Source organism: Allobacillus sp. SKP2-8 (assembly GCF_007559355.1).
Lineage (GTDB): Bacteria > Bacillota > Bacilli > Bacillales > Alkalibacillaceae > Allobacillus > Allobacillus halotolerans.
The window spans coordinates 21,170-43,658 of the sequence record NZ_VMHF01000007.1 but is presented as its reverse complement, the minus strand read 5'-3'; the positions used below and the strand labels follow the sequence as shown (position 1 = coordinate 43,658).

The window sequence follows — 22,489 nt, the reverse complement described above, 5'->3', positions numbered from 1 at the left end:
CTTTCTAAATCGTTATTTCTCTGGCTTGATATAAACTCTCCCGCCCCAAAGAGTTTGTAACTGTTGACGGATTTCTTGAAAGGAAGCTTTGTTATGTATGTCTTGTGCTTGATAGTAAACCGTCAGTTCTCTCGTTTTCTCCGTTTTTAAGCGGTCTACCTTTAATATCGGATAGAGGTCGAGATTTGATAGGTTAATTAAAAATTTTTTTACTATTTCATAATCTCGTAGCTTTTTTTCATTCGTAAACATTACCGCAATGTTTTCATCATGATGGATTGTCTTTGTATACGCTCGCTGGATCAAGTCTGCATCGTTAAATGTCTCGACGGCTTGACGGATTTCCGGTTCAGTCAATTGCTGCAAGAGGGTCCTTCCTAAATCCTGTAGACGTATACCTGTCGGCCATCTTTTCATTTGATTAAATAATAAAGCTCCTTCAATTGTTTCCTTTTTCGATAATACATTTGCCATGATGTCCATTTGTTTTAAGCTTGCCCAGCCTTCGCGCAAGAGAGATGTTGAATGATGTATGTATTGCTGACGAAATCGATTTTTTATGATTTGTCCTAAATCTCTTTGCCACGGAAACAATTTGTTATTCGTTTCTAATATGTATGTGTATAAGTTGTCCGGCTTTTGTAAGGTTGTAAAACCAATTGCCTCAAACGCCTTGATCAATCGGTTGACATCGTCTGTTTCATATATTTCTCGATAAGATTGGATGGCTTGACCTACAGGGTGGGGATATTTTTTTGTATATTGATTTCTTCTATAAAAATCAGCATAGACCATTCCTCGAATAATCGCCAGCTTTTTTTCACTATTATTCAAATATTTCGACACCAATAAATTGATCTGGCCTTGTTCATCTATGGTCAGGGTGCTTGGTAATTGATTTTTTCCATATAACGAAGAATACGTTGATGGAAGCTCACTCACATAGGTAAGTTCAATCTGGTCAGCTTGTAAGCCTAAAGCTAAACTTACCGATTGGATTTGCGAAAAATCGTTCACTGAAACTCGCCTCCCTTTTGTTACATTTATATGAGCGTGTGTACACGTAAAATCAATTCTAAGCATTTTTTAAAAATAAGACTCTGTTAAAATCCATGATTGAACTTGTGATTTCACGATTGGTTTCTCCATGATTTTTCGATGGCTTTGCGCAATTTTTCGATGGCTTCGTTTGATTTTTCGGCGGCTTCACTCGACTTTTCGATGGGTTCGCGCTGTTTTTCGACGGCTCCACTCGACTTTTCGACGGCTTCGCTCGGTGTTTCGGCGGCTTCACTCGACTTTTCGATGGGTTCGCGCTGTTTTTCGACGGCTCCACTCGACTTTTCGACGGCTCCACGCGTTTTTTCGACGGCTTCGCTCGGTGTTTCGACGGCTTCACTCGACTTTTCGATGGGTTCGCGCTGTTTTTCGACGGCTCCACTCGACTTTTCGACGGCTTCGCTCGGTGTTTCGACGGCTTCACTCGACTTTTCGATGGGTTCGCGCTGTTTTTCGACGGCTCCACTCGACTTTTCGACGGCTTCGCTCGGTGTTTCGACGGCTTCGCACATTTTTTCGACGGCTCCGCTCGGTGTTTCGACGGCTCCGCGCGTTTTTCGACGGCTTCACTCGGTTTTTCGACGGCTTCGCTCGATTTTTCGATGGCTCCGCACGGTTTTTCGACGGCTTCGCTCGGTTTTTCGGCGGCTCCGCGCGTTTTTTCGACGGCTTCACTCGGTTTTTCGACGGCTTCGCTCGGTTTTTCAACGGCTTCGCTCGAACCTTTAACAGAGCCAAAAATAAAAAAGAAACCAGCATTGCGCGAGCTGATTTCTTTCTTCGATATGGTTAGTTACTATTTTCATGATCTGGAAAAACACGTCGAATCATATCATTCATTTCTTCGAATAATCCTTCGACCGGTTCACCATTGTCAATACTTTCGGCGTAATCATTCAACGACCCAGCGAAATCCGGGTTCGCTGTAATATACACATCATCAACCCGATTACTGGATGTTTGAACAATATCCGTAATTTGATCGTTTAGTTGTTGCCCGACACCATTTTCGTTTCCATCGGTGTTCCGATTACTCCCTAAATCAACCGCAACATAAGCGTTTTGACCATCCGTCATGACGTTTGCATCCTCAACACCATCGACATTATTAACAATCCGTTCAGCAATTCCCTCGGCCATCTCAAAGTTATCTTGCTGATTCCCAATACCAAAATCATCATCATTGGCATCGGTCCCTCGATGTATTCTGTCTTGGACACCATTTCCGTTTCTGCTATTGTTCATTTGAAACCCTTGACCTCGGCCATCCTGGTTGTTTGTATCATTATACCTTGTTTGTTCATAATTCGTTTGGCCGTCTTCATTCCCCATTCCAGTGTCATCTGTCTGACAAGCTGCAAGCAACATGACAATGGCGAAGAATGCCGCCATCAAATAGATACGCATAATAAAAACTCCTCCTTTCACGATATTACTCGTTAGTATGGAGTGAAAAGGAGGAAATATGCTTGATAGACGTTTTCCAATATCTTCTAATGTTCAGTTAGAGACCCTATACTGCGCTGCGTGTGTACTCCTTATCAATACCGATGAAAAGAGATCATTTTTTGAAGAGCAGAAGAAGTATCCGGCAATTCAATGTGATCGTGAACAACTTCATCAACAGTGGCTTCGTGCAATAAATCTCCATTTTCCATTAGCCACATTTTATCTGCCAATTCATGGATGACTTGCCAATCATGTGTGACAAAAACAATTGTAACTCCTCGGCTATTTAAGCGATTTAACCAGTTGAGCATATCGTGTTTGGCCGCTAAATCCACACCGACAAAAGGTTCGTCCAAAAACACGATTTTCGGTTGTTGGATCATACCGACAGTGAGATTTACTTTTCGTTTCATTCCACCGCTTAGTTCATCGATTCGTTTATTCCAAAAATCTTTTAATTGTAAGGTTTCAATCATTTCATTCATGAAAGGATTCGTTTTGCTGCCTATCATTTTTTGATAAAAACGAAGATGCTCCTTCACAGTCAAATTTTCAAATAACGCTAATTGCTGTGGAATATAACCGATTGCATTTTTTCCTGACAATGAATCATCATAGGTAATGGTTCCGCTACTTGGCTGGATGATCCCGGCCATTAGCCGCATGAGCGTTGACTTCCCCGCTCCGTTTGGCCCAAAAATTGTCAGTCGGTCTCCCGGTTGAACGGTGGCAGAGACACTTTGGATTAAATCACTTTTTCCCTTTTGGTAGGAAACGCTATTCAACTGAAGCATAATCTCACCTCTCTTTAAAATGGCTATACCAATAACCATGTTGGTATAAATAAATACATCCAGTCACTTTCAATGATTTTCCAATCGGCCAACAGAAAAATAACAAATGAAGCTACACTATAACTGATCATCCAAGCATACATCGTCCATTTCTTTTTCACGATTTCAAAGAAAATAAAATAAATAAGCACCGTACCGAACGGGATTAAATATGCCCACTTGACTACTGGTATTTCCATCAGTTGTGTAGCCATTAAAAAGATACTGTAAGTAATACCAAAAACTCCGATTAACCAAGTTAAGTAAAAGCGACCAGATCGCTGAACCATTTGAAGTCGTTCTAACACTCCGTCAGCACGCCACTCATATAAAAATTGTGTAAAATAGCCAATCAGCATCGAAATATACAGCCATAAGAGGATAAACAGCAAGTGGTCTCCTGATTCATCTACTGTTGCTGACCTATCTTCAACACCACTGATATGCTCGAATTTCATTTCGAAAATCGGACGCGGTTCAAAATACCGCAATCCATATTCGTAAACTTCTTCCCAATCCGCTTCAGGTTTATATTGAGTAACAACCGATGCTGCTTCCGCACGAACCACTCGACTCATCAATGCTGAAGCGAGCTTTTCTTTAAATAAGCCGTCTACATAGCTATTTTCAGTTCGATACCACGTAATGATCTCATCTGTTTGTCCAGATAAGATATTCGCTTCCATGTTGTCATTGAAAACAAAGATTGCTTCTGCCTCACCTGTTGACAATAAACGAAGATCCAACGTATCCATCCTGGAAACTTGAAAAGGTTCTTCATCGATTTCATTTAGCAATTCATCTGTAATCTCTTGGTCTGTCTGATCGACAACCGTAATCGGAACCGATACCTGACTCACCGTATCCTTGATTGTCGGATAAATAACCAACCCGAATAGGATTGGAATGATGACGACTAACACCCAGGTCGTTTTTCTTTTCAAAATCGACTTCCATATCATACACATCAGCGTTGCACCTTCTCTCTAGGCAACCCATTCAATAAAAGAATGATTCCAATACCGACCAGTATAAAAACCCATTCGACCCATGGCCACTGGTTATGCGCCAAAATAGATACAAAGCCCGTATACAAGCTGCGTAGAGTCATCAGCCAAGTAGCTTGTAAAAATTCAGGGAGATAAGCTGGTGGAATAATGAAGCCATTTACAAAAAGGAATGCAATCGAAATAAGTATAAAAACAAACCACATACTTGCACGTTCCTTGATCAAACGACTAGTGACCATAAACAATCCAGCAAATATAACCGCCAAGCTAAACCATTGGAGGATATACAGCCAGCTAAATGACAAGTACGCTTCAAACTGACTAGATACAATCCATATCAACATACATAAATAGATCCAACTAAACGAAACATGAAACAAAAAAGTTGCCAATCGTTGTTTAGATTTGGTCACGGAAATCAATTGCAATCGCTCTTGAATGGCGTGGTTTTCCTTTGGTTGAAAAAGACTCGCCAACAATATGTACGTAAGAAAATAAACAATCAATATACCGGTTAGGACGGCTTGGTGATTCCAGCTGAGTAAGCCACTTGAAGCTCCTTCACGCATATCAAAAAGATCGTTTCTTCCTAATGCCAAAAAAGTAAAATGGATGGTATTTTGTTGGAGTACATCACTTCGCTCTTCTCCCTCTAAGTCGCTACTATAGAAATGGTGAACCGTGTTGACACCCGCTTGTGCTGAAGTGATATAAGATTGTCCACTTTCCAAAAACAATTGAGCCAACTGGGAACTAAATGGTACTTGTTCGTTCAAATAAATCGTTATATTTTCATTTTCACCGGAGCGGAGCTGTTCCGTAAAACCTTCTGGAATCTGGATAATTGCAGCTGCCTCTTTTGGATTTTGGATGTGTTCTTGAAGATTCGTTCCACCGTCTATAAAATGAATTTGTTCTGCCAATGTTTGATCGCCGGCCAGTTGATTGATGAGTGCCTTCGTTTCAAACGTTTCATCTTCATCAATGATGACCATTTCAACTTCTTCAAGATCTTCTTGAACAGATGAATAAACCACGAACCCAACAACGATCAATAAAGCAACTGGTAATAATAACGTAACTAACAAAAGAGCCGGTGACTTCCAAAGTCGTTTCCATTCATTTATCCATAGATGATATAACAACATTCACCGCCCCTCTCTTTTTTGCAATATGGAACCATTATAGTATATTTTCACTTCCCCGTTAACTTTCGAAAAAATTCTGATCCGTTATTTTGAGTATCAGGAATATTTTATGAAGACAGAGCGCCTGAATGCATAGAGTAATAATTCTGATTAATGATGAAGGCGCTCTAATTAATGTTGAAGCATTCCACATTAATGAAGAAGACGAGGAAATTAACACCGCAGCATTGCAAAGTCGCCAACAGTTAGCGAAGGATTTCAACGTAACGGTAAACTAAAACCCGTACGAATGATTAAAACTCTTCAATCAATCATACGGGCGCTCTATAATGATCATCCTCGCTTGAGCTGTTAACTTCATCATTATTTACCGGATGGATTCCCTCGATTTGATGGGTGATCATCATCCTTATTTGATGGGTGATGATCTGAATGCTTAGCAGGTTTGTTCCCTTTTGACTTTGATGAATCAGTCCCTGTATGTTGGTTATTATTCTTCCCCTTTTTTGACGGATGGTTTTCTCCCTTTTTTGACGGATGACCTTTTCCCTTGTTAGATGGGTGATCATCTCCCTTATCGGAAGGGTGGTCACCCGAAAGATGAGGCGGGCCGTGTCCTCTTGAGTTAGAAGGATGGTCGTCGTCTTTTTCCGATGGATGACGCCCGCCTTTATTTGGAGAATTATTTTCTTTACGATCTGAAGCATTCTCCCTCTTTTTGTTGGATGGGTGATCTCCCCCTTTACTGGATGGATGGTCTTTTCCCTTATTTGATGGGTGGCCTTCCCCTTTATTAGATGGATGATCTTCTTCTTTTTCAGATGGATGGCGATCTTGATCGGCTTTATTTTCTACTTCTGATTCGTTATCTTCAAGCGATTCGGTTGATGAGTTATCTTGATTGTCCTGTTTCTTTTGCAGTCCAGGCGGAAGTGCTTTGTCTTCTTTTATTTTCTTCAATAATCCTGGTGGCAGCGAATCGGCATTTGAACGTTTAATAAATCGTTTCAACATCTCCACTTTTTGTTCATGATCTTCAGCTCTAAAACTTCTGCTTTTTCTTGTCGCTTTACTCTCTCGCTCAGCATTTTCTTCATCCGTTGAAACATCCAAGTCAACAGGAGCAGCGCTTTCTCTTTCTTCATAGTACGTCTTCAATGTTTCACTGGCATATGTTAAATTCATTGATTGATTTTTATGATGTGCCTGTTTACGAACATATTCCGGTATTGTAAACATGGCCACTTTAATATGATCGTTGTAGTCATTTAGTTTGTCGGAAATCTGTCCAAGCAGGTCGGTTTCGTCTTCATCATTCAAATAACTGATCCCTAGCATGACTTCATGCTCTTTTTTTAGGTAACCTAACTGATCACTCTTTTGTATGATTGTCTCAGCCAAATCCACTACCGACTCATCCTGCCATGTCAGGTCATTGATTAATGCAGTTCCTTCTTTATTCAAGCCTTTTATATCAATGACTTCATCATGATGATTGACCGTCAATTCGATACTTGGGTTAATATCGATGCTGACATAAGCTTCGGCTTTGTTTGGTTGACCCATCCAAGAATATATCGGAAAAATAAGTAATAAAATAAGTGCAACTGCGGTGCTTAAGCGTATGGATGGATGCTTGAATAAGTTATTGATCATCGATTGAGCGGATTGGCGCTCTTTGAATGGTGGTAAGATTGCTTCTTCCCCAATTTCAACATGATTGACAGGCTTTGTTTTCTGAAAATCACCCTCTTCAGTCAGCACAATGGCATATGACTTCCTTTTTTCGATCAATACACCCTTAATCATTTCTGCTCACACCTCCTTTACATATTCTTTCAGATACATAAAATCTTCATTGAGTAATACGAATACAGCAAGAATGTATTTTCGGTTACGCTCAATCGTTTTTTTGCTGACGTCAACGAGAGGTAAAATCTTTTTGATCGGCAACCGCTTTTTTTCCATAACATATTGGCGAATTTCTGGTTGCCCATAGATCAACTTTGCAATTTTCTGCGCTTGTTTCTTCGTATCTTCATGCTTCGGTGAAAATTTCACCAATTCCGCAAAAGATAGCTTATATTCCTGTAATTTCTCATTATATTCTTCAATTTCAATCTGGCGGTTCCAAGCATGCTCGCTTTCGATAAATTGATTCGTTGAGAGTTCAGAAACGCTTTTTTCTTCCGTATACGCTTCATTCGATTGACCGGAATATTCAAGTGGAACGGTTTGACGATGATGCTTCTGTTGACGAATGTAATCAATTACTTTTCTTGAAATCACCAGACGAGCGAAGGTAAAAAAAGAACTACCCTTCCCCTCATGGAACGAATCAATGGCTTCGTTAAAAGCAATTAAACCTACACTAAATTCATCGTCTTGCTCTTGATCAATATACCTTTTGCATACTCTCGACACACTGGTCGCGATGAAAGGCTGATAGTCTTCAATCAGGCGATGACGAATCTGTTCGTCTCCAGCTTGGGCTTGGAGAACCAGTTGCTCAAGGGTTGTGTCATCTCTCTTTTGACCTCTGAACACCCCTCATCACTCCCAACTCCCTATAGTTTTCGAAACTTTTATTCACGATTAGACTGTTCTTCATCAGAATGTTCATTGATTTTCGGTAAAATCGTATCACCTGTTTGTTCGAGTAACGCTTCGATTGGAACGGCCAGCCCGATCCGACCATGATCTGGATCTTCTTTTGTCGCATAAATGACACCAATGACTTGGCCATTTTCAGTGATGACAGGGCTTCCGCTATTTCCTTTGTAAACAGGCGCATCCAACATGTAAGCCTCTACGTCAATGGATACAGCATCTGTTTTTCCAATGACTGTTCCCTCATTGGCAATTCCGCTAAACCGTAACGGATTCCCGATGAAATAAATCGGTTGATTCGTTACATCTTCCGGTTGTTGATTGACCTCAAGATAAGGAAAATCATCTCCTTCTAAATCCAAAACAGCTAAATCAATAGCTTCGTATGTATGTGTCACTTCAGCAGAATATGGACCTTTCTCATTGATATAAACCCATAGTTGCTCACGGTCTTCAATGACGTGATGATTCGTGATGACGTAACCTTCTGGGTGAACGGAAAAGCCAGTTCCTTTACTGTTTCCTGTATCCACTAACGCAATGGACTGCTTATACGTTTGCATTTCTTCATCCAAGAGTAATGTTACGGAAGTTTGCAGAAAGTCGATTGCCGGGATGGAAAAGATTCTTGGTAAAGCCGCTCCCAAATTGATGACCATAAAAACAGCAATAAGCCAAAAAACCCATTTAGGAAACGGGGGGCCTTCTGGCTTGCTGTCATCGACGGTTTGTTTCGTTTTTCCTCTTTGTTCATGAATGATTTCACGAATCTGTTCTTCATCAAGCTCTTCATACAAATCTTGTTCGTCCACAGTTTCAGGAAGTGATTCCTCACTCAACGGATTCTCTTCCTGGGAAATATGGTCGTCTTCTTCTTGCGTCGGCCTATGATGATTTTGGTGATGATTTTGGTGATGATTTTGGTCTTTGTCACTCATCGTTTTTCCCTCATTTGCAAAACGTCTTAGGAAACACTTTCCGGCTGCCTGCCATGTTGCATTTCATACATCTTAAAGTATTCGCCTTTTTCTTTCAATAACGTTCGGTGTGTCCCTTCTTCTAATATTTTACCATGTTTTAAAACAAAAATTTGATCGGCTTGTTGAATGGTTGATAAACGATGCGCAATGACCAATGTTGTCCTTCCTGTTTTTAAGATATCCAGCGCTTTCTGGATCATTGTTTCCGTTTCTGTATCGATGTTTGCGGTTGCTTCATCTAAAATGAGGATGGCTGGATCAAACGCCAACGCTCTGGCAAACGATAACAGTTGTCGTTGACCTGTTGAAAATTCATTCCCTTTCTCCTTGACCGGTTCATCGTATTGAAGGGGTAGCTGCTCGATAAACGTATCTGCACCGACAGCTTTTAACGCTTGAATCGCATCTTTTCTTGAAATAGATGGATCATTCATCGTAATATTAGAAAGTATCGTTCCTGTAAAAATGAATGGGTCCTGAAGAACAATCCCAATATGTTGCCGCGTTTCTTGTCTTGATCCGTGGGTGATATCCTTCCCATCAATCCGAATCACCCCATGTGTCGAATCGTAAAAACGGAATAACAAATTCATGATTGTGCTTTTCCCTGAACCTGTATGTCCCACAAAGGCAACAGTATCTCCAGGGTTTACGTTAAACGAGATATCTTTAAGCACATATTCGTCTTTTTCGTAGGCAAACGAAACATGGTCAAATTGAATGGCTCCTTCATAGCGCGGTGAAGATTTTTCTTCTACTGTTTCACCTTCGACATTCAATAATTCAAACACTCGACTACCGGAAACGCGTGCTTGCTCTAATTGTGGTAGCTGGCTAATAATTTGTTCTACTGGTTCGAATAACCGTGTCAAATAATCAATAAATGCATACAACACACCAGCTGTTACGATGCTCGTTGCATTTAAAGACGCGCCCCCAAAGTACAAAATAAATACAACGAAGGATAAATTTCTGAGCAAATCGACGAGGTTAAATGATGAGTAAGACGTAAATGTGTTCATCCGTGTTTGGAAATCTCTTTTCTTTTCATTTAAGACCTCGAATTCACCCTTCATTCGCTCTGTCTGGTTGAAGGCTTGAATGATTGGCATGCCTTGGATGGATTCATTAATATTCGCATTGATTTGACTGTTTGTTTCACGGATGACTCGGTTGTATTTTCCTCCTACTTTCTTATACACCTTCATCCAAACATATAAAATCGGCAAGAGAACAAGACAAATGGCCGCCAATTTTGCATTCAATAAGAAAAGTGCAATAAATATGCCAGATATATAAATAAACCCAGATGCAAATACTTCTAACACCCGTTCATATAACTCTTTGATCGCTTCCGTATCATTTGTCACTCTTGATAATATGGTTCCCGCCGGTTGATCGACAAAATAAGAGACCGGCAGCCGTTGAATATGTTCAAATGCATCACCGCGCATTTTTTGAACAATCCGATTCGATACATATTGCAGCAAGTACGTTTTGTAATACAAAAAGATCGATGCAATGAGGATGAGGCCCATATATAAGCCAAGCAGCCATAAAATCGGCTCAATTTCTCGTTTAAAAAATAGAAACACATCATTAGGCGTCAGCTTTTCACCTGTTGTGTGCATTAAGCGATCTTGATATTCGAACTGAAATTGTCCATTATTGCTATCAACTAGCTTTGCATCTAAAGGCACACGTTCATGTAAAAAGTAGAACGATAGGCCATCTTGAAACAATGTAAAAACTTGGGTTTCCCCCTCGCCATGAAGTCTTTCTAATTGAAGCCCATTGTAAGTGATCGCCGACTCATCTTCCGATTCCACATAATGATTGGCAACATCTACAATATGGTCATCAATTAACTTCTTGGCGATAAATGGACCGGTCAACTCCAATGCAACCGCTATGATCAAACAAAAAAGGCCGATGAAAATTGTTTTCTTGAATTGCATCGCATACTCAACTAATCGTTTTTCTGTTGAGGGATTATTCATCCTGATTCCCTCCTTCCATTTGTTGTTTTTTATATTGAGAATAATACCAGTTATTATTGTGCATTAGTTCTTTATGACAGCCACGTTCAGTAACTTTTCCGTCTTTGAGCACGATAATTTCATCGGCATGTTTGACTGCGGATAGACGGTGTGCAGCAATTAATGTCGTTTTTCCTTTTCGTTCCTCTTTCAAATGTTGAATGATTTTGGCTTCAGTCTGACCGTCGACTGCCGATAACGAGTCATCTAGAATCAAAATCTCGGGATTTTTAATAAGTGCTCGCGCAAGTGATACCCGTTGTTTTTGGCCTCCGGATAGTGTTACGCCACTTTCACCGACAAGTGTGTCGAGTCCCTCCGGCAGTTCTTCAATATCCTTTTTTAACGAGGCCATCTCTAAAATTCGGTAGATCTCTGCATCGGTTGCATCCTCTTTTCCGAACAAAATATTTTCCCGGACTGTTTTAGAAAATAAAATATGGTCTTGGGGTACATAACCAATCCAATGACGTGTTTGTTCCAGTGCATATTTTTGGATTGGATAGCCATTGATAAAAACATTACCTTCATCACTTGGTGGATATTCTCTTAACAATTGACGGAACAAAGTCGTTTTACCTGCACCGGTTTTCCCGACAATTCCTACTGTTCCTCCTTGGTCGATGTGCAGGGAAACATCCTTTAAGCTAAAATCGGCTGCATTCGGATAGCGAAATGAAACATGATCAAATGTAATCTTTTCTACATGCTTGGCTTGAGCTGGATTCAAAGGATCCGTCACATCCGCTTTCTGGGATAATAACTCCCCCGTACGATCCAAAGAAGCATTTCCTCGTTGCATGACATTGATCAGTTCTCCCACTGCGAACATTGGCCAAATCAACATGCCTAAAAAGATATTAAAGGTCACAAGTTCACCAATTGTAATCACACTTTGCATAACAAAAAAAGCTCCATAACCGATTCCAATCGCATAAGAAAGACCGACCAATACTTTGATCGTTGGCTCAAAGAGCGCATCCAACTTCGCAACTAAAATGTTTCGTTGAAATACATCCTCCGCTTGTTCTTTAAACCGTTCGGTATCCCGATTTTCTTGCACGAAAGCTCGGATCACCCGGACACCTTGAATTGATTCGAGTGTATTATTATTCAAATCACTAAACGCCGACTGTGCGTCCATAAAACGCTCATGAATTTTTTTGCCGTACTTTTGCATGATCAGTGCCATAATCGGTAAGGGAATGAGTGCAGCAAATGTTAGTTTCCAATTGATGACAACCGCCATGACACCAATAATCAGTGCCATAAAAATAGTTGCATCGACTAACGTTAATATGCCGAAGCCTGCGGTCATATTGAGTGCGCGAAGATCATTCGTACTACGAGCCATCAAATCACCCGTTCGAAATCGTCCGTAAAAAGGCGATGTCATTCGCATAAAATGGTCCATTAGCTTTGAACGCATTTTCTTCTCTAATAATATCGCCCGTCCAAATAATGTGTAGTCCCAATAGATCGATAATAAATAACTGACCACCAATATAGAGATAAACAGAACAACATAATAGGTGAAATCCTCCTGTGTGAGTCGGTTATATTGAATTAAATCAATGACCCGACCGACGAGTATAGGCGGAATAACACCTAATATATTGACGACAATCAGTGCCGAAATGGCTAACGTATATTTCAGCCATTGTTCTTTAAAGTACCATGATAATTTCTTGAATACGGAAATCATTTGATTCCCTCCTTGTTCAATCCATTCTTTTAAACGTAAAAATCCAATCTCTAAATTCATAATTTCTTTGCTTGATCTCAAACGAATCAGCAAGTTCCAGTGTCTCTCTATAGTCAATGCCTGTTTGATCGAAATTCTATTACAGCTAAAGCTCTTAAAACCGCATTTCTTAGTGGCTATGCTATTTATACACAAAAATACCGTGGGTTTTGTAGCCCACGGCATGCAATTTCGATTATAAGGATTGGTCGACAATTCACTGTTCATCGTATAAAAATATCATAACGATATAATTTATAAATGAACAGAAACTTGAACGGCTTAATCACCCACCGACTCCAGCAAGGTCACGGACTTGTTTTCTAGCATAAATTTTCACGGTGTTAATTTGTTGAATCATCAACATCTCCATGACCTCCTTTCAATCATTTTCTCTAAAAAGTATAACCATTAAAAAGCTGAAATTCAACTGCTTTTTTAAAAAATCTAAAAAATTCAACGATACCATTTAACGCCTTCCTTACATAAATATACGTTCAGTTCACATACTACGTGGCAAAGGATAGCAAAGGGAGACTTTTATGAAGCGGAAATCAATGAAGAAAAAACAAAAGAGCCTCTTTCCTTGTACGTTGGAAGAATTACAGACGGAGCTCAAAGAAAAACCAATGAACAATAACCCGGATTTTACGATGAAAATCGTTGAAACGGAAAGTGAGCAACGAATAGGTTTTTATTTTTTGTATTCAATCGTTAAGCCGCAAGTATTATACGATCAAATTATTTCACCCATACAAAAAGCCAAGAAGACATTAGACATTCAATCCATCGATCATATGATTGTGTTACCGGATTCAAAACAAAGAGACAATTTAGATGAGATCGGCCAACTTCTTATTCAGGGCTCAGTATGTATTTATATCGAAAATGACCAAATGAGCCTTTTGCACCCCGTACCGCTACAAGAACACCGTTCGATTGAACGAGCGGAAACCGAATCACTCATTTTTGGCCCACAAATTGCCTTTACGAATTCCATTGGGACAAATTTAAATATGATTCGGAACATGGTTGACACAACTCATCTAAAGATTGAAAAGTTCATTATCGGCAATCGAATTCCGACCGAAGTTCAAATGATGTATATGGATGACATTGCAAATGATGAGAGTGTGAACGAATTAAGAAATCGTCTCACTTCCTTGGATACAGAAGATGTGATGAACAGCTCAACATTGAGCCAACAAATTGAAGATAATCCGTATTCGATTTTCCCCCAATTCATGGTCTCTGAATTGCCTGATCGGTTTAGCTACAGCATTAAGGAAGGAAAGATAGGTATTCTCGTTGATAATAGTCCTTCAGGAATAATCGCGCCCATCACATTCTCTAGTTTTTTTGAATCAACGGATGATATTTATGGACGATGGATTATTGGATTTTTCACACGCCTCATGCGCATGTTTGCGATGGTTTTGTCTATTACGTTAACACCTATCTATGTCGCAGCCCTGACCTTCCATTATGAAGTGATTCCAGAGGCACTGTTATTGTCACTCGGTGAATCACGTAATCGAGTGCCTTTCCCACCATTATTAGAAACGTTAATTTTGGAAACGATGATGGAGTTCATCCGGGAGGCAGGAGCTCGATTGCCGACAAAGGTAGGCCAAACGATGGGGATTGTCGGCGGGATTGTCATCGGGCAGGCAGTCGTCCAAGCTGGTTTTACGAGTAATATTTTGATTATTTTCGTTGCACTCAGTGCACTCGCTTCCTTTACGACACCTGATTACGTCATGGGGTCTTCTTTACGTATTTTGCGTTTTCCAATTATCATATTTGCCGGATTTTTAGGATTCGTTGGCTTCTTTTTCATGTTAGCTTTCATTATTATTCATTTACTGAGACTTCGTTCTTTACATCAACCATACACAGCGCCAATCTATCCGTTTCGCTTTACAGATTTCGATCAGTCACAAGTTCGCATTCCATTTGTTCTGAACAAGGAGCGTGCTGTTTCCAATTTACCGAAAAAAACAAGGAGACAAGGACGAAACTCTCATAACCATCCCTTATTTAGAACAAGAGGAAAAGACATCGATGAATAGGTGATCAAATGAAGAGCCCACTTAATATCCCTGAACATCTGAAATTTCGTGCCAGTTATTTATTCTTTATTTTATTCAATATATTGATCGGTGTCGGTATTGTTGCATTACCTCGACGAGTTTTTCAGTATGCTAAACAAGATAGTTGGCTCGTAGTTATCCTTGCAGCAGTAATCGTCCATTTAATCGTCGCTATCATCATTTTTATTCTGAAAACTTATAAAGGTACAGACTTATACGGGATTTTACAAGAAACATTCGGCAATTGGCTGGCTAAGGTGTTTGGCTACTTGTTCATTGTTTATTTTTTCATTGTTTATTTAAGTGCACTTACTAAATATACCGAATTTATTGTGGTGTTCATTTTCCCCCACCTTTCAAGGTTTATCATTGGCTTCTTGATGACAATTTTAATAGCTTACTGCATTTACGGAGGAATACGTGTCATTGTGGGGGTTTGTTTTCTCTTTTTCTTGTTTTCATTTTGGATCAACGGACTGTTGGTTGCTAATGCTACCATGATTGATACGAATAATTATTTCCCATTATTTGAAATTGATCAACAAGGATTATTTAATGGTTTACTCGTTTCGGCCTATTCCTTTCTTGGCATCGAAGTTTTATGGTATTTGTATCCCTATATCCGAAACAAAGAAAAAACGATGCTTTATAGTCAATTAGGTCTGTTTGCCACTGTAATTTGCCTATTAGGATATGTAATTATATCGATTGGCTTCTTTGCACCAAAGCAACTTGAATCACTGGTTTGGCCAGGGTTTGTCATGTTTAAAGTTATTTCTTTTTCCATTTTTGAACGGCTTGATATTTTTGCCGTTTCCTTTTGGAAGTTTATCATCTTGCCGAATTTAATCTTATACGCTTGGTTAATGACGCGTAGCTTAAAACGAATCAAACAAATTAAACAAAAACATTCCGTGTGGGCCATTATCATTCTTTCTTCCATAGGTTTGCACTTCATTGATACGCAACGCCAATTGGAGCATCTTTTGAAAGTTGCCGACTATTCGGGTTTATTCTTTGCATTTTTGTTTCCAATTCTTTTACTTCCTTTTGCCATCATTAAACGACTGAGGGGTGCTAAAAATGAGAAACAAAATTAAAAAATTTTTTATCATCATTAGCACCTTCATGTTATTGACAGGCTGTGCCCAAGAACATGTCTTAGAACAATTGGGAATTATCACTGCGTTCGGATTTGACAAAGGAGAAGAAGAACGGGAATTATCCGGTTCATTTATAACCTACAAATTTAGCCAGGAACTAAGCAATGAAAATTCACCCATTCACTCAACTGGACGGACAGCACGAGATGCTTTCAATCGTGCCTTTTCCAAAACTTCCAAACAGTTGGTTACCGGACAATTAAGGGCCGCTCTTTATGGACCTGAGTTAGCTAAAGAAGGCATTTGGCCTCATCTTAATGGATTACAACGAAATCAATTTGTATCCAATTTAATATATATTACGGTGACGGATATTCCAGCAAAAGAAGTGCTTAGTGCACAAATATATGAAGAAGCCCCTAATGTCGGTATATATATATACACACTCCTGGATCAAGTGGTCGGTAAAGAACAAATTATTGATAGCAGTTTACATGAATTCGTTAAAAATTATATGAAAATCGGTGCCGATCCAATTACGCCCGTTCTATCCAAAAAAAACGACCGAGTTATTGTCACAGGACTTGGCCTATTCCAAGATGACCGACTCATGGAAACCATCGATTTAAGAGAGGCGTTTTATGTTCGTTTGATTCTGGATGAATTTAAAGCTGGAGAATTACAAGTTGAGTTGCCCGTAGATAACTATCAGCAATTTATGGAGGATTTTGAACCATCACCTGACGAGGAACCTCTTTCGATTTCGGTGCAACAAGTCAGAAGTAGTTCTGCTATTACAGTGAAAGAACCGGAAACCTATCGTTTTGACTTGGATATTAATTTTGAAGGTGAGATCAGAGAACTTAGTAAAGAGATCGATTTGGAAAATGAAGAAGTCATCCGCACGCTTGAAAAGGCCCTATCGAAAAAAATTGAAGAAAATATTAAAAAAATTTTAGAAAAAACACAAGAACTGAATGTGGATTCTTTTGGTTTTGGAACTTTTTGGAATTCCACTTTTAAAGGGAATAAAAAACTATCGGAGGAAGAATGGAGAAAAGAATATCCGAATTTTCAATTTGATATCAATGTGAAAACAAAGATACTGCGACATGGAGTTACGCAGTAACCGATTTTTCTGGCGGTTAGGTACCGGTTAGAGTGTTGTGCTTTATTTTTGGAGTAGACACCTGCGGTCAACTAAATAGCTACGGTTGATGACTGCTGATGTTTGGCTGCTAACTGCTGAAGTTCGGCCGATGACTGTTGATGTTTGGCTGCTAACTGCTGAAATTGTGCCGCTGACTGCTGATGTTTCGTTGCTGACTGCTGAAGTTCGGCCGATGACTGTTGATGTTTGGCTGCTAACTGCTGAAGTTCGGCCGATGACTGTTGATGTTTGGCTGCTAACTGCTGAAGTTGTCGCCCAAGCAGGAGTTAGCCTATTAATTGCTGGATCCAATGCCATATAACTATTAAAAAAAGCGGCCACGCATTCCGCGGTATAGAAGACACTGCGATTTATCGCAGATGTCGCCTTATGCCCTGTGGGTACAAGCGAGACCGCCAGTCAAACAAAAAACCCGAGCGATTTATGAACATCTAAATCGTTCGGGATTTCATTTCTTCTGTAATTTTTAATTCAAACTTTTCCACTGTGAAAATTTATTTTTTCATCGTTTCTTTTATCAATTGGATGACATCATCTTTTGTCTTCCTCGGTTCAAACTTCGCCATTTGATCTTTGTAAGAAAAACGATCATGATATAATTCGTTCACGTGATTGACTAATCGCTCACCGTCGAGGTTTTCCTCTTGTAACACGGCAGCGAAGCCTTGCTTTTCAAATGACTCTGCGTTTAACAATTGATCTCCACGACTAGCTTGTAAAGATAACGGAATCAATAACATCGGTTTTCGCAAAGCTAAAAACTCAAAAATGGAGTTGGCACCAGCTCTTGAAATAACGATATCACTCATTGCCAACAAATCTTTTAATCCATCTGTGACATATTCATATTGAACATAGCCTTCCTGGTGAATGGATGAATCAATATTGCCTTTACCACATAAGTGGATAATCTGAAATTTTTCTGTTAATGTTTTCAATTCCCCTCTAATCGCTTCATTCATTTTTACGGAGCCGACACTTCCGCCCATCACCATCAGGACAGGTTTTGCTTGGGTGAATCCAGTTAATTCATATGCGCGCTCCCGACTTCCTTGAAACAGTTCTTCACGGATAATGGCGCCGACATACTTTGCTTTCTCTTCTGGTAAATACTTCACTGTTTCTGGAAAATTCGTCAAGACAAAACGCGCAAATTTTGAGGCAACTTTATTGGCAAGCCCAGGCGTAAGATCTGACTCATGTATGATGGCCGGTACTTTTTGAAATTTCGAAGCGATCACAACGGGAACCGAAACAAATCCACCTTTTGAGAAAACAATGGAAGGTTTTATTTTTTTAATTAATCGATTCGATTGATAAACACCTTTCAAGACTTTAAACGGATCTTTGATATTTTCTTTGGATAAGTATCTCCGAAGCTTTCCAGTGGAAATGGCATGGTAGGTTACTCCAGACAACCCTTCGATTAGCTCACGTTCAATCCCCTCATACGAACCAACATAATGAACGTCATATCCCTCTTTTAAAAATTCGGGAATTAGTGCCAGATTGACGACGACATGCCCAGCCGTCCCACCTCCGGTAAATAAGATCGTTTGTTTCCCCACTGATTCCCATCCTTTCTGCATTTATGTCTTCTAACAGCTTAAACTAATTTTTATACTTTAATCATTATACTATTCTACGGTCACTTTTCCATAAGGATTCATTATTTAATACGGTGAACTACGAAGCAAGTGTTCCTGAATAAAATGGTGTCCGATTTTCATCTATTCTGCCTTCACTTAAGGATGGATTGATGAAAATAATAAAATAAGGCTGGGACAAATCAAAGTTATAAACTCAGAAACACGATTAACAATCTAACTTAGCGTAGGAAATATACGGAGACTTCTGCGGTCAACTAAATACGGCCACGTCCTGTGGCCAACGTTGACACTAGCCCGTCCTGGGCGTCGGGAGCAAAAGCTTAGGTGAGACCCCGCAGTGCGAAGCACGAGGAGGCTCAACAGCTGCCCGCGATATAGAAGACACTGCGGTTTACCGCAGATGTCGCCTTATGCCCTATGGGTAAAAGCGCAGTATATTTCCGAAGCGGGTATTTCCGGCACACTAAATTAGAATGTTCGTATCTGAGTTAACTTTAAAGATTTTGTCCCAGCCTCATTGTGAAAGCTTTAAACAAATAATCCAGCAATTGTTGCAGATAGGACAGATGCAAGGGTCGCACCAATCAATAACTTCATTCCGAAGCGTGATACAATTTTTCCTTTTTCAGAACTGATCCCAGCAACAGTACCGGCGATAATACCGATGGAGCTAAAGTTCGCAAAGCTTGTCAAGAATACAGAAACAATGGCTTTTGTTTTCGCGGAGAACTGTGCGGAAATTTCTCCAAATTGGGCCATGGCAACAAATTCGTTGGTAATAATTTTTGTCCCCATTAAACTACCTGCATTGATGACTTCATCCATCGGTACACCCATTAGGAAGACAAGTGGAGAAAGAATATAACCTAGAATTTGTTCTAAGGTAACTCCATTGAATATACCTCCGATGATCCAATTGACAAGTTCTAGAGATGCTAAGAATGCAATTAACATCGCAGCAACGATTAAAGCAATCTTACCACCATCTAATGCACCGTTTGCCATCGCTTCAAACACACTTTTTGCGCCGGAAACGTTCTTAACATCAACATCATCATCTTCTTCATTCGTTTTCACAGGCGCAATAATTGAAGCAATGATCAACGCACTGAACATGTTCAATGGTAATGCGACCAACACATACTGTGGTGGAATCATTGTCATGTAAGCACCCACAATGGAAGCTGATACAGAACCCATGGCAGAAGCACTGACGATATATAGACGATTATTCGTCAATCGATGAAATTGTGATTTAATGCCAAGCAACGCCTCTGATTGACCGAAAAACAAACTATTTACCGCATTAAAGGACTCGATCTTTGGTAGGCCTGTAATCTTTGACAAGGCAGCTCCGACATATTTAATGATAAACGGTAAAATTTTTAAATAAGTTAAAACGGATAGAATCGTAGCGAAAAAGATGATAATCATTAAGACATCAAAAAGGAATACTTGATCACCCGTTATCTCAATCCCTCCGATAACAAATTCTGCACCGGAACGACCGAATGATATTAATTTATTAAATAGGTCAGAAATCCATAAGATGATCGTTTCACCGAACGACGTGTTAAACATAAACCATGTTATAATTACCTGTGCAACTAACATTATCCCTATCCCTTTGAAAGGGATGTATTTTTTATCATTTGATAATAACCATGCCAGCCCCAACACGAGAGCTATTGCGACAATGGCTAATAAAATTCCCATATTTGTCTCCTCCTCTATGATGAAACGAAAAAAGATTATAAACTATTTTTTAATGTACCAAGAAATATACCTGTAAGCAATAGATATGGAAGACAAAAATCGGTTTTATTCAATCATTTACATCCTTTATTACCAAAAACTCAACTTAGAGGTTAGTTTATGCAATTAGTCTAATACACTCAATACAGCAGACTTTTCTGCAACGGAGTGTTAGCCATTGTTAGACCATAAAATCTTCCGATGAGATGTACGTTGAGGCGGAGAATTGCCTAGAAATCTCTTCTCCAAGAAAACTCGGTGACAATCCTTGTTTTCGAATCTCGCGCAGTGTGTAATAATGCCCTTTCGATGCATACTCATTCAGATGCTGAAGTATTGCTCTACACTCGATGGTTGGAATTTTTCCGTCACTGATGTGTTCGATGGAAAAATGAAAAGAATTGGTATCATGATTTAGCAACTCTTTTAATTGCTTGAGAGGATGCATAATAGAAGTAGCCCCTTCAATAGCTGGTAAGCTCAACTGATTGGACCAAGAAAAAATCGATTCACGATGGTAAAGCAAAAACATTGGAGCGTTAGAAGTTTTAGGGATCGTTAATCGTTTAAGAGAGTCCAGATAATCACCCATTGAATGAGAACAATCGATCAAGATGATTTTCACCAATTGATTTTGCCTTAATTCAGTCATTAATGGAAAACGGTAAGTGACTGCTTCTTCGAAAGGGATTCGTTTGCTTTCTGACTTCAATAATGTTTTTTTACTATTGAATACCTTTCGTATGTGGGTATTCGTCATTCTTTCAAGCTTCTCGAATTCTCGAATCAAATCATGCATTTTATATGGATAAACAGGCGTGCGTGATGAAGAAAAACCACTTCCGCGTTTCGGCTTTTCATTATCTGTTGAATCAATTTCATTTCCATGGAAAATGATCGGAACATTCGTCATCCATTTCTCAAGATCGCTAAACAAATCATCACTCCTTACATAAAAAACTCGCTCATTAATATGTAATTAATGAGCGAGTTATGATTTAACGATACGTCTTTGGATTCAAAGCATCTTTAATTCCTTCACCGATAAAGTTAATTGACAAGATTGTCAGTACCAAAACAATTCCAGGTGGTGCCCAAATCCATGGCATATGTTGTAATACATCCGATTCTTGGGAAGCTTTTAACATGTTCCCCCAACTTGGTGTTGATGAAGGTACACCGAAACCAAGATAGCTCAAACCGGATTCTACGACAATCATATTAGCGAAAAGAATGGTTGATTGAACAATGATCGTAGATAAGATGTTTGGCAGTAAGTGTCTTGTAATGACTTTGAACGGATTTGTGCCGATTGAAATTGCCGCTAACACATACTCATTTTCTTTCTCCGTCAAAACTTTACTACGTACAAGACGTGCCACACCGCCCCAACTTAGTACACTAATGACAAGGATCAATACCCACACACCATCGACTTCACCGAACAAAATTGCACTTAGTACGATTACGAAAACTAAAAACGGAAAGTTCAAAACGAAATCCGTAAAACGCATTAAGATACTATCAATTTTTCCTCCGAAATATCCGGCGATTGAGCCGACAATCGTTCCGAAAATAGTAACTGCTACAGTACAAGCCATTCCGACGAGCAATGAAACTCGTCCACCATATAATAGCCTCGTAAAGACATCTCGGCCACTTTTATCTGTTCCAAACCAATGATCAGCAGATGGAGGAAGCTCCATTTGACCGATTTGGACGAGACTTATATCTGCTGTCGTAATATAAGGAGCCAAAAATGAAATGATGATGATAAATAATAAATAAGCTGAGCTGATCATGGCCAATTTATTTTTAATAAATTTTCTTCTGGCTATCGCCCATGGCGACATGTTCTTTTGTGGCTTTGGTGCAGCGTTAGTAA

20 protein-coding genes are annotated in these 22,489 nt (G+C 39.5%); 5 read left to right on the top strand and 15 right to left on the bottom strand.

Annotated elements, in window-relative coordinates; translation table 11 throughout:
- Positions 1-12 precede the first annotated feature (12 nt).
- From FPQ10_RS07605 to FPQ10_RS07580, 6 genes are all read right to left on the bottom strand, one after another.
- Positions 13-1,017, bottom strand: a complete 1,005-nt coding sequence (locus FPQ10_RS07605; protein WP_186278606.1) for a SpoVR family protein — start codon at positions 1,015-1,017, stop codon at positions 13-15.
- A gap of 113 nt (positions 1,018-1,130) precedes the next feature.
- Positions 1,131-1,571 carry a methyl-accepting chemotaxis protein gene (locus FPQ10_RS07600; RefSeq protein ID WP_144162638.1) on the bottom strand — a complete coding sequence of 147 codons (441 nt, stop codon included), beginning with the start codon at positions 1,569-1,571 and terminating at the stop codon, positions 1,131-1,133.
- 277 nt (positions 1,572-1,848) lie between these two features.
- Positions 1,849-2,466 carry a YhcN/YlaJ family sporulation lipoprotein gene (locus FPQ10_RS07595; protein ID WP_144162636.1) on the bottom strand — a complete coding sequence of 206 codons (618 nt, stop codon included), beginning with the start codon at positions 2,464-2,466 and terminating at the stop codon, positions 1,849-1,851.
- A 134-nt stretch (positions 2,467-2,600) separates the two neighbouring features.
- Positions 2,601-3,302 (bottom strand): ABC transporter ATP-binding protein, encoded by a 702-nt coding sequence (locus tag FPQ10_RS07590; protein WP_186278605.1) that lies wholly within the window; start codon positions 3,300-3,302, stop codon positions 2,601-2,603.
- Positions 3,303-3,325: 23 nt separating this feature from the next.
- Positions 3,326-4,309, bottom strand: a complete 984-nt coding sequence (locus FPQ10_RS07585) for an ABC transporter permease (protein ID WP_144162632.1) — start codon at positions 4,307-4,309, stop codon at positions 3,326-3,328.
- Positions 4,309-5,499, bottom strand: a complete 1,191-nt coding sequence (locus tag FPQ10_RS07580; RefSeq protein ID WP_144162630.1) for an ABC transporter permease — start codon at positions 5,497-5,499, stop codon at positions 4,309-4,311. Before FPQ10_RS07580 ends, FPQ10_RS07585 begins: the two co-directional genes overlap by 1 nt.
- 128 nt (positions 5,500-5,627) lie before the next feature.
- Here FPQ10_RS07580 and FPQ10_RS13070 point away from each other — a divergent pair, with 128 nt between their 5' ends.
- Entirely contained in the window at positions 5,628-5,777 is a 150-nt protein-coding gene (locus FPQ10_RS13070) for a hypothetical protein (RefSeq protein WP_186278604.1), read from the top strand.
- An 85-nt stretch (positions 5,778-5,862) separates the two neighbouring features.
- On the opposite strand, the gene FPQ10_RS07575 is transcribed toward FPQ10_RS13070, so the two are convergent.
- From FPQ10_RS07575 to FPQ10_RS07555, 5 genes are read right to left on the bottom strand one after another with little or no spacing between them, the layout of a single operon-like run.
- Complete coding sequence (locus tag FPQ10_RS07575) at positions 5,863-7,308, bottom strand: anti-sigma factor domain-containing protein (protein WP_144162628.1); 1,446 nt, start codon at positions 7,306-7,308, stop codon at positions 5,863-5,865.
- Between the two features lie 6 nt (positions 7,309-7,314).
- Positions 7,315-8,046 (bottom strand): RNA polymerase sigma-I factor, encoded by a 732-nt coding sequence (gene sigI / locus FPQ10_RS07570; RefSeq protein ID WP_144162626.1) that lies wholly within the window; start codon positions 8,044-8,046, stop codon positions 7,315-7,317.
- Between the two features lie 38 nt (positions 8,047-8,084).
- Positions 8,085-9,047 (bottom strand): S1 family peptidase, encoded by a 963-nt coding sequence (locus FPQ10_RS07565; RefSeq protein WP_144162624.1) that lies wholly within the window; start codon positions 9,045-9,047, stop codon positions 8,085-8,087.
- A 26-nt stretch (positions 9,048-9,073) separates the two neighbouring features.
- On the bottom strand, positions 9,074-11,089 hold the full coding sequence (locus FPQ10_RS07560; RefSeq protein ID WP_144162623.1) for an ABC transporter ATP-binding protein: 2,016 nt from the start codon (positions 11,087-11,089) through the stop codon (positions 9,074-9,076).
- Entirely contained in the window at positions 11,082-12,833 is a 1,752-nt protein-coding gene (locus tag FPQ10_RS07555; RefSeq protein WP_144162621.1) for an ABC transporter ATP-binding protein, read from the bottom strand. Before FPQ10_RS07555 ends, FPQ10_RS07560 begins: the two co-directional genes overlap by 8 nt.
- A 581-nt stretch (positions 12,834-13,414) precedes the next feature.
- On the opposite strand from FPQ10_RS07555, the gene FPQ10_RS07550 reads away from it, so the two are divergent.
- From FPQ10_RS07550 to FPQ10_RS13065, 4 genes are all read left to right on the top strand, one after another.
- Positions 13,415-14,944, top strand: a complete 1,530-nt coding sequence (locus FPQ10_RS07550) for a spore germination protein (RefSeq protein ID WP_144162619.1) — start codon at positions 13,415-13,417, stop codon at positions 14,942-14,944.
- A gap of 8 nt (positions 14,945-14,952) precedes the next feature.
- Positions 14,953-16,065 carry a GerAB/ArcD/ProY family transporter gene (locus FPQ10_RS07545; RefSeq protein WP_144162617.1) on the top strand — a complete coding sequence of 371 codons (1,113 nt, stop codon included), beginning with the start codon at positions 14,953-14,955 and terminating at the stop codon, positions 16,063-16,065.
- Positions 16,049-17,197: a Ger(x)C family spore germination protein gene (locus tag FPQ10_RS07540; RefSeq protein ID WP_144162615.1), complete on the top strand. Its 1,149-nt coding sequence runs from the start codon at positions 16,049-16,051 to the stop codon at positions 17,195-17,197. Before FPQ10_RS07545 ends, FPQ10_RS07540 begins: the two co-directional genes overlap by 17 nt.
- Before the next feature lie 88 nt (positions 17,198-17,285).
- Positions 17,286-17,540: a hypothetical protein gene (locus tag FPQ10_RS13065; RefSeq protein ID WP_186278603.1), complete on the top strand. Its 255-nt coding sequence runs from the start codon at positions 17,286-17,288 to the stop codon at positions 17,538-17,540.
- A gap of 193 nt (positions 17,541-17,733) precedes the next feature.
- On the opposite strand, the gene FPQ10_RS07530 is transcribed toward FPQ10_RS13065, so the two are convergent.
- The 4 genes from FPQ10_RS07530 to opp4C all read right to left on the bottom strand — a co-directional run bounded on the left by FPQ10_RS07530 (position 17,734) and on the right by opp4C (position 22,457).
- Positions 17,734-18,807: an undecaprenyldiphospho-muramoylpentapeptide beta-N-acetylglucosaminyltransferase gene (locus FPQ10_RS07530; protein WP_255439785.1), complete on the bottom strand. Its 1,074-nt coding sequence runs from the start codon at positions 18,805-18,807 to the stop codon at positions 17,734-17,736.
- A 570-nt stretch (positions 18,808-19,377) separates the two neighbouring features.
- The gene (locus FPQ10_RS07525) at positions 19,378-20,565 is read right to left on the bottom strand and encodes a NupC/NupG family nucleoside CNT transporter (protein WP_144162609.1); all 1,188 of its coding nucleotides are present in this window, start codon (positions 20,563-20,565) and stop codon (positions 19,378-19,380) included.
- A gap of 220 nt (positions 20,566-20,785) precedes the next feature.
- Positions 20,786-21,541: a hypothetical protein gene (locus FPQ10_RS07520; RefSeq protein ID WP_144162607.1), complete on the bottom strand. Its 756-nt coding sequence runs from the start codon at positions 21,539-21,541 to the stop codon at positions 20,786-20,788.
- A gap of 61 nt (positions 21,542-21,602) precedes the next feature.
- The gene (opp4C, locus tag FPQ10_RS07515) at positions 21,603-22,457 is read right to left on the bottom strand and encodes an oligopeptide ABC transporter permease (protein ID WP_144162738.1); all 855 of its coding nucleotides are present in this window, start codon (positions 22,455-22,457) and stop codon (positions 21,603-21,605) included.
- Between the last annotated feature and the right edge of the window lie 32 nt (positions 22,458-22,489).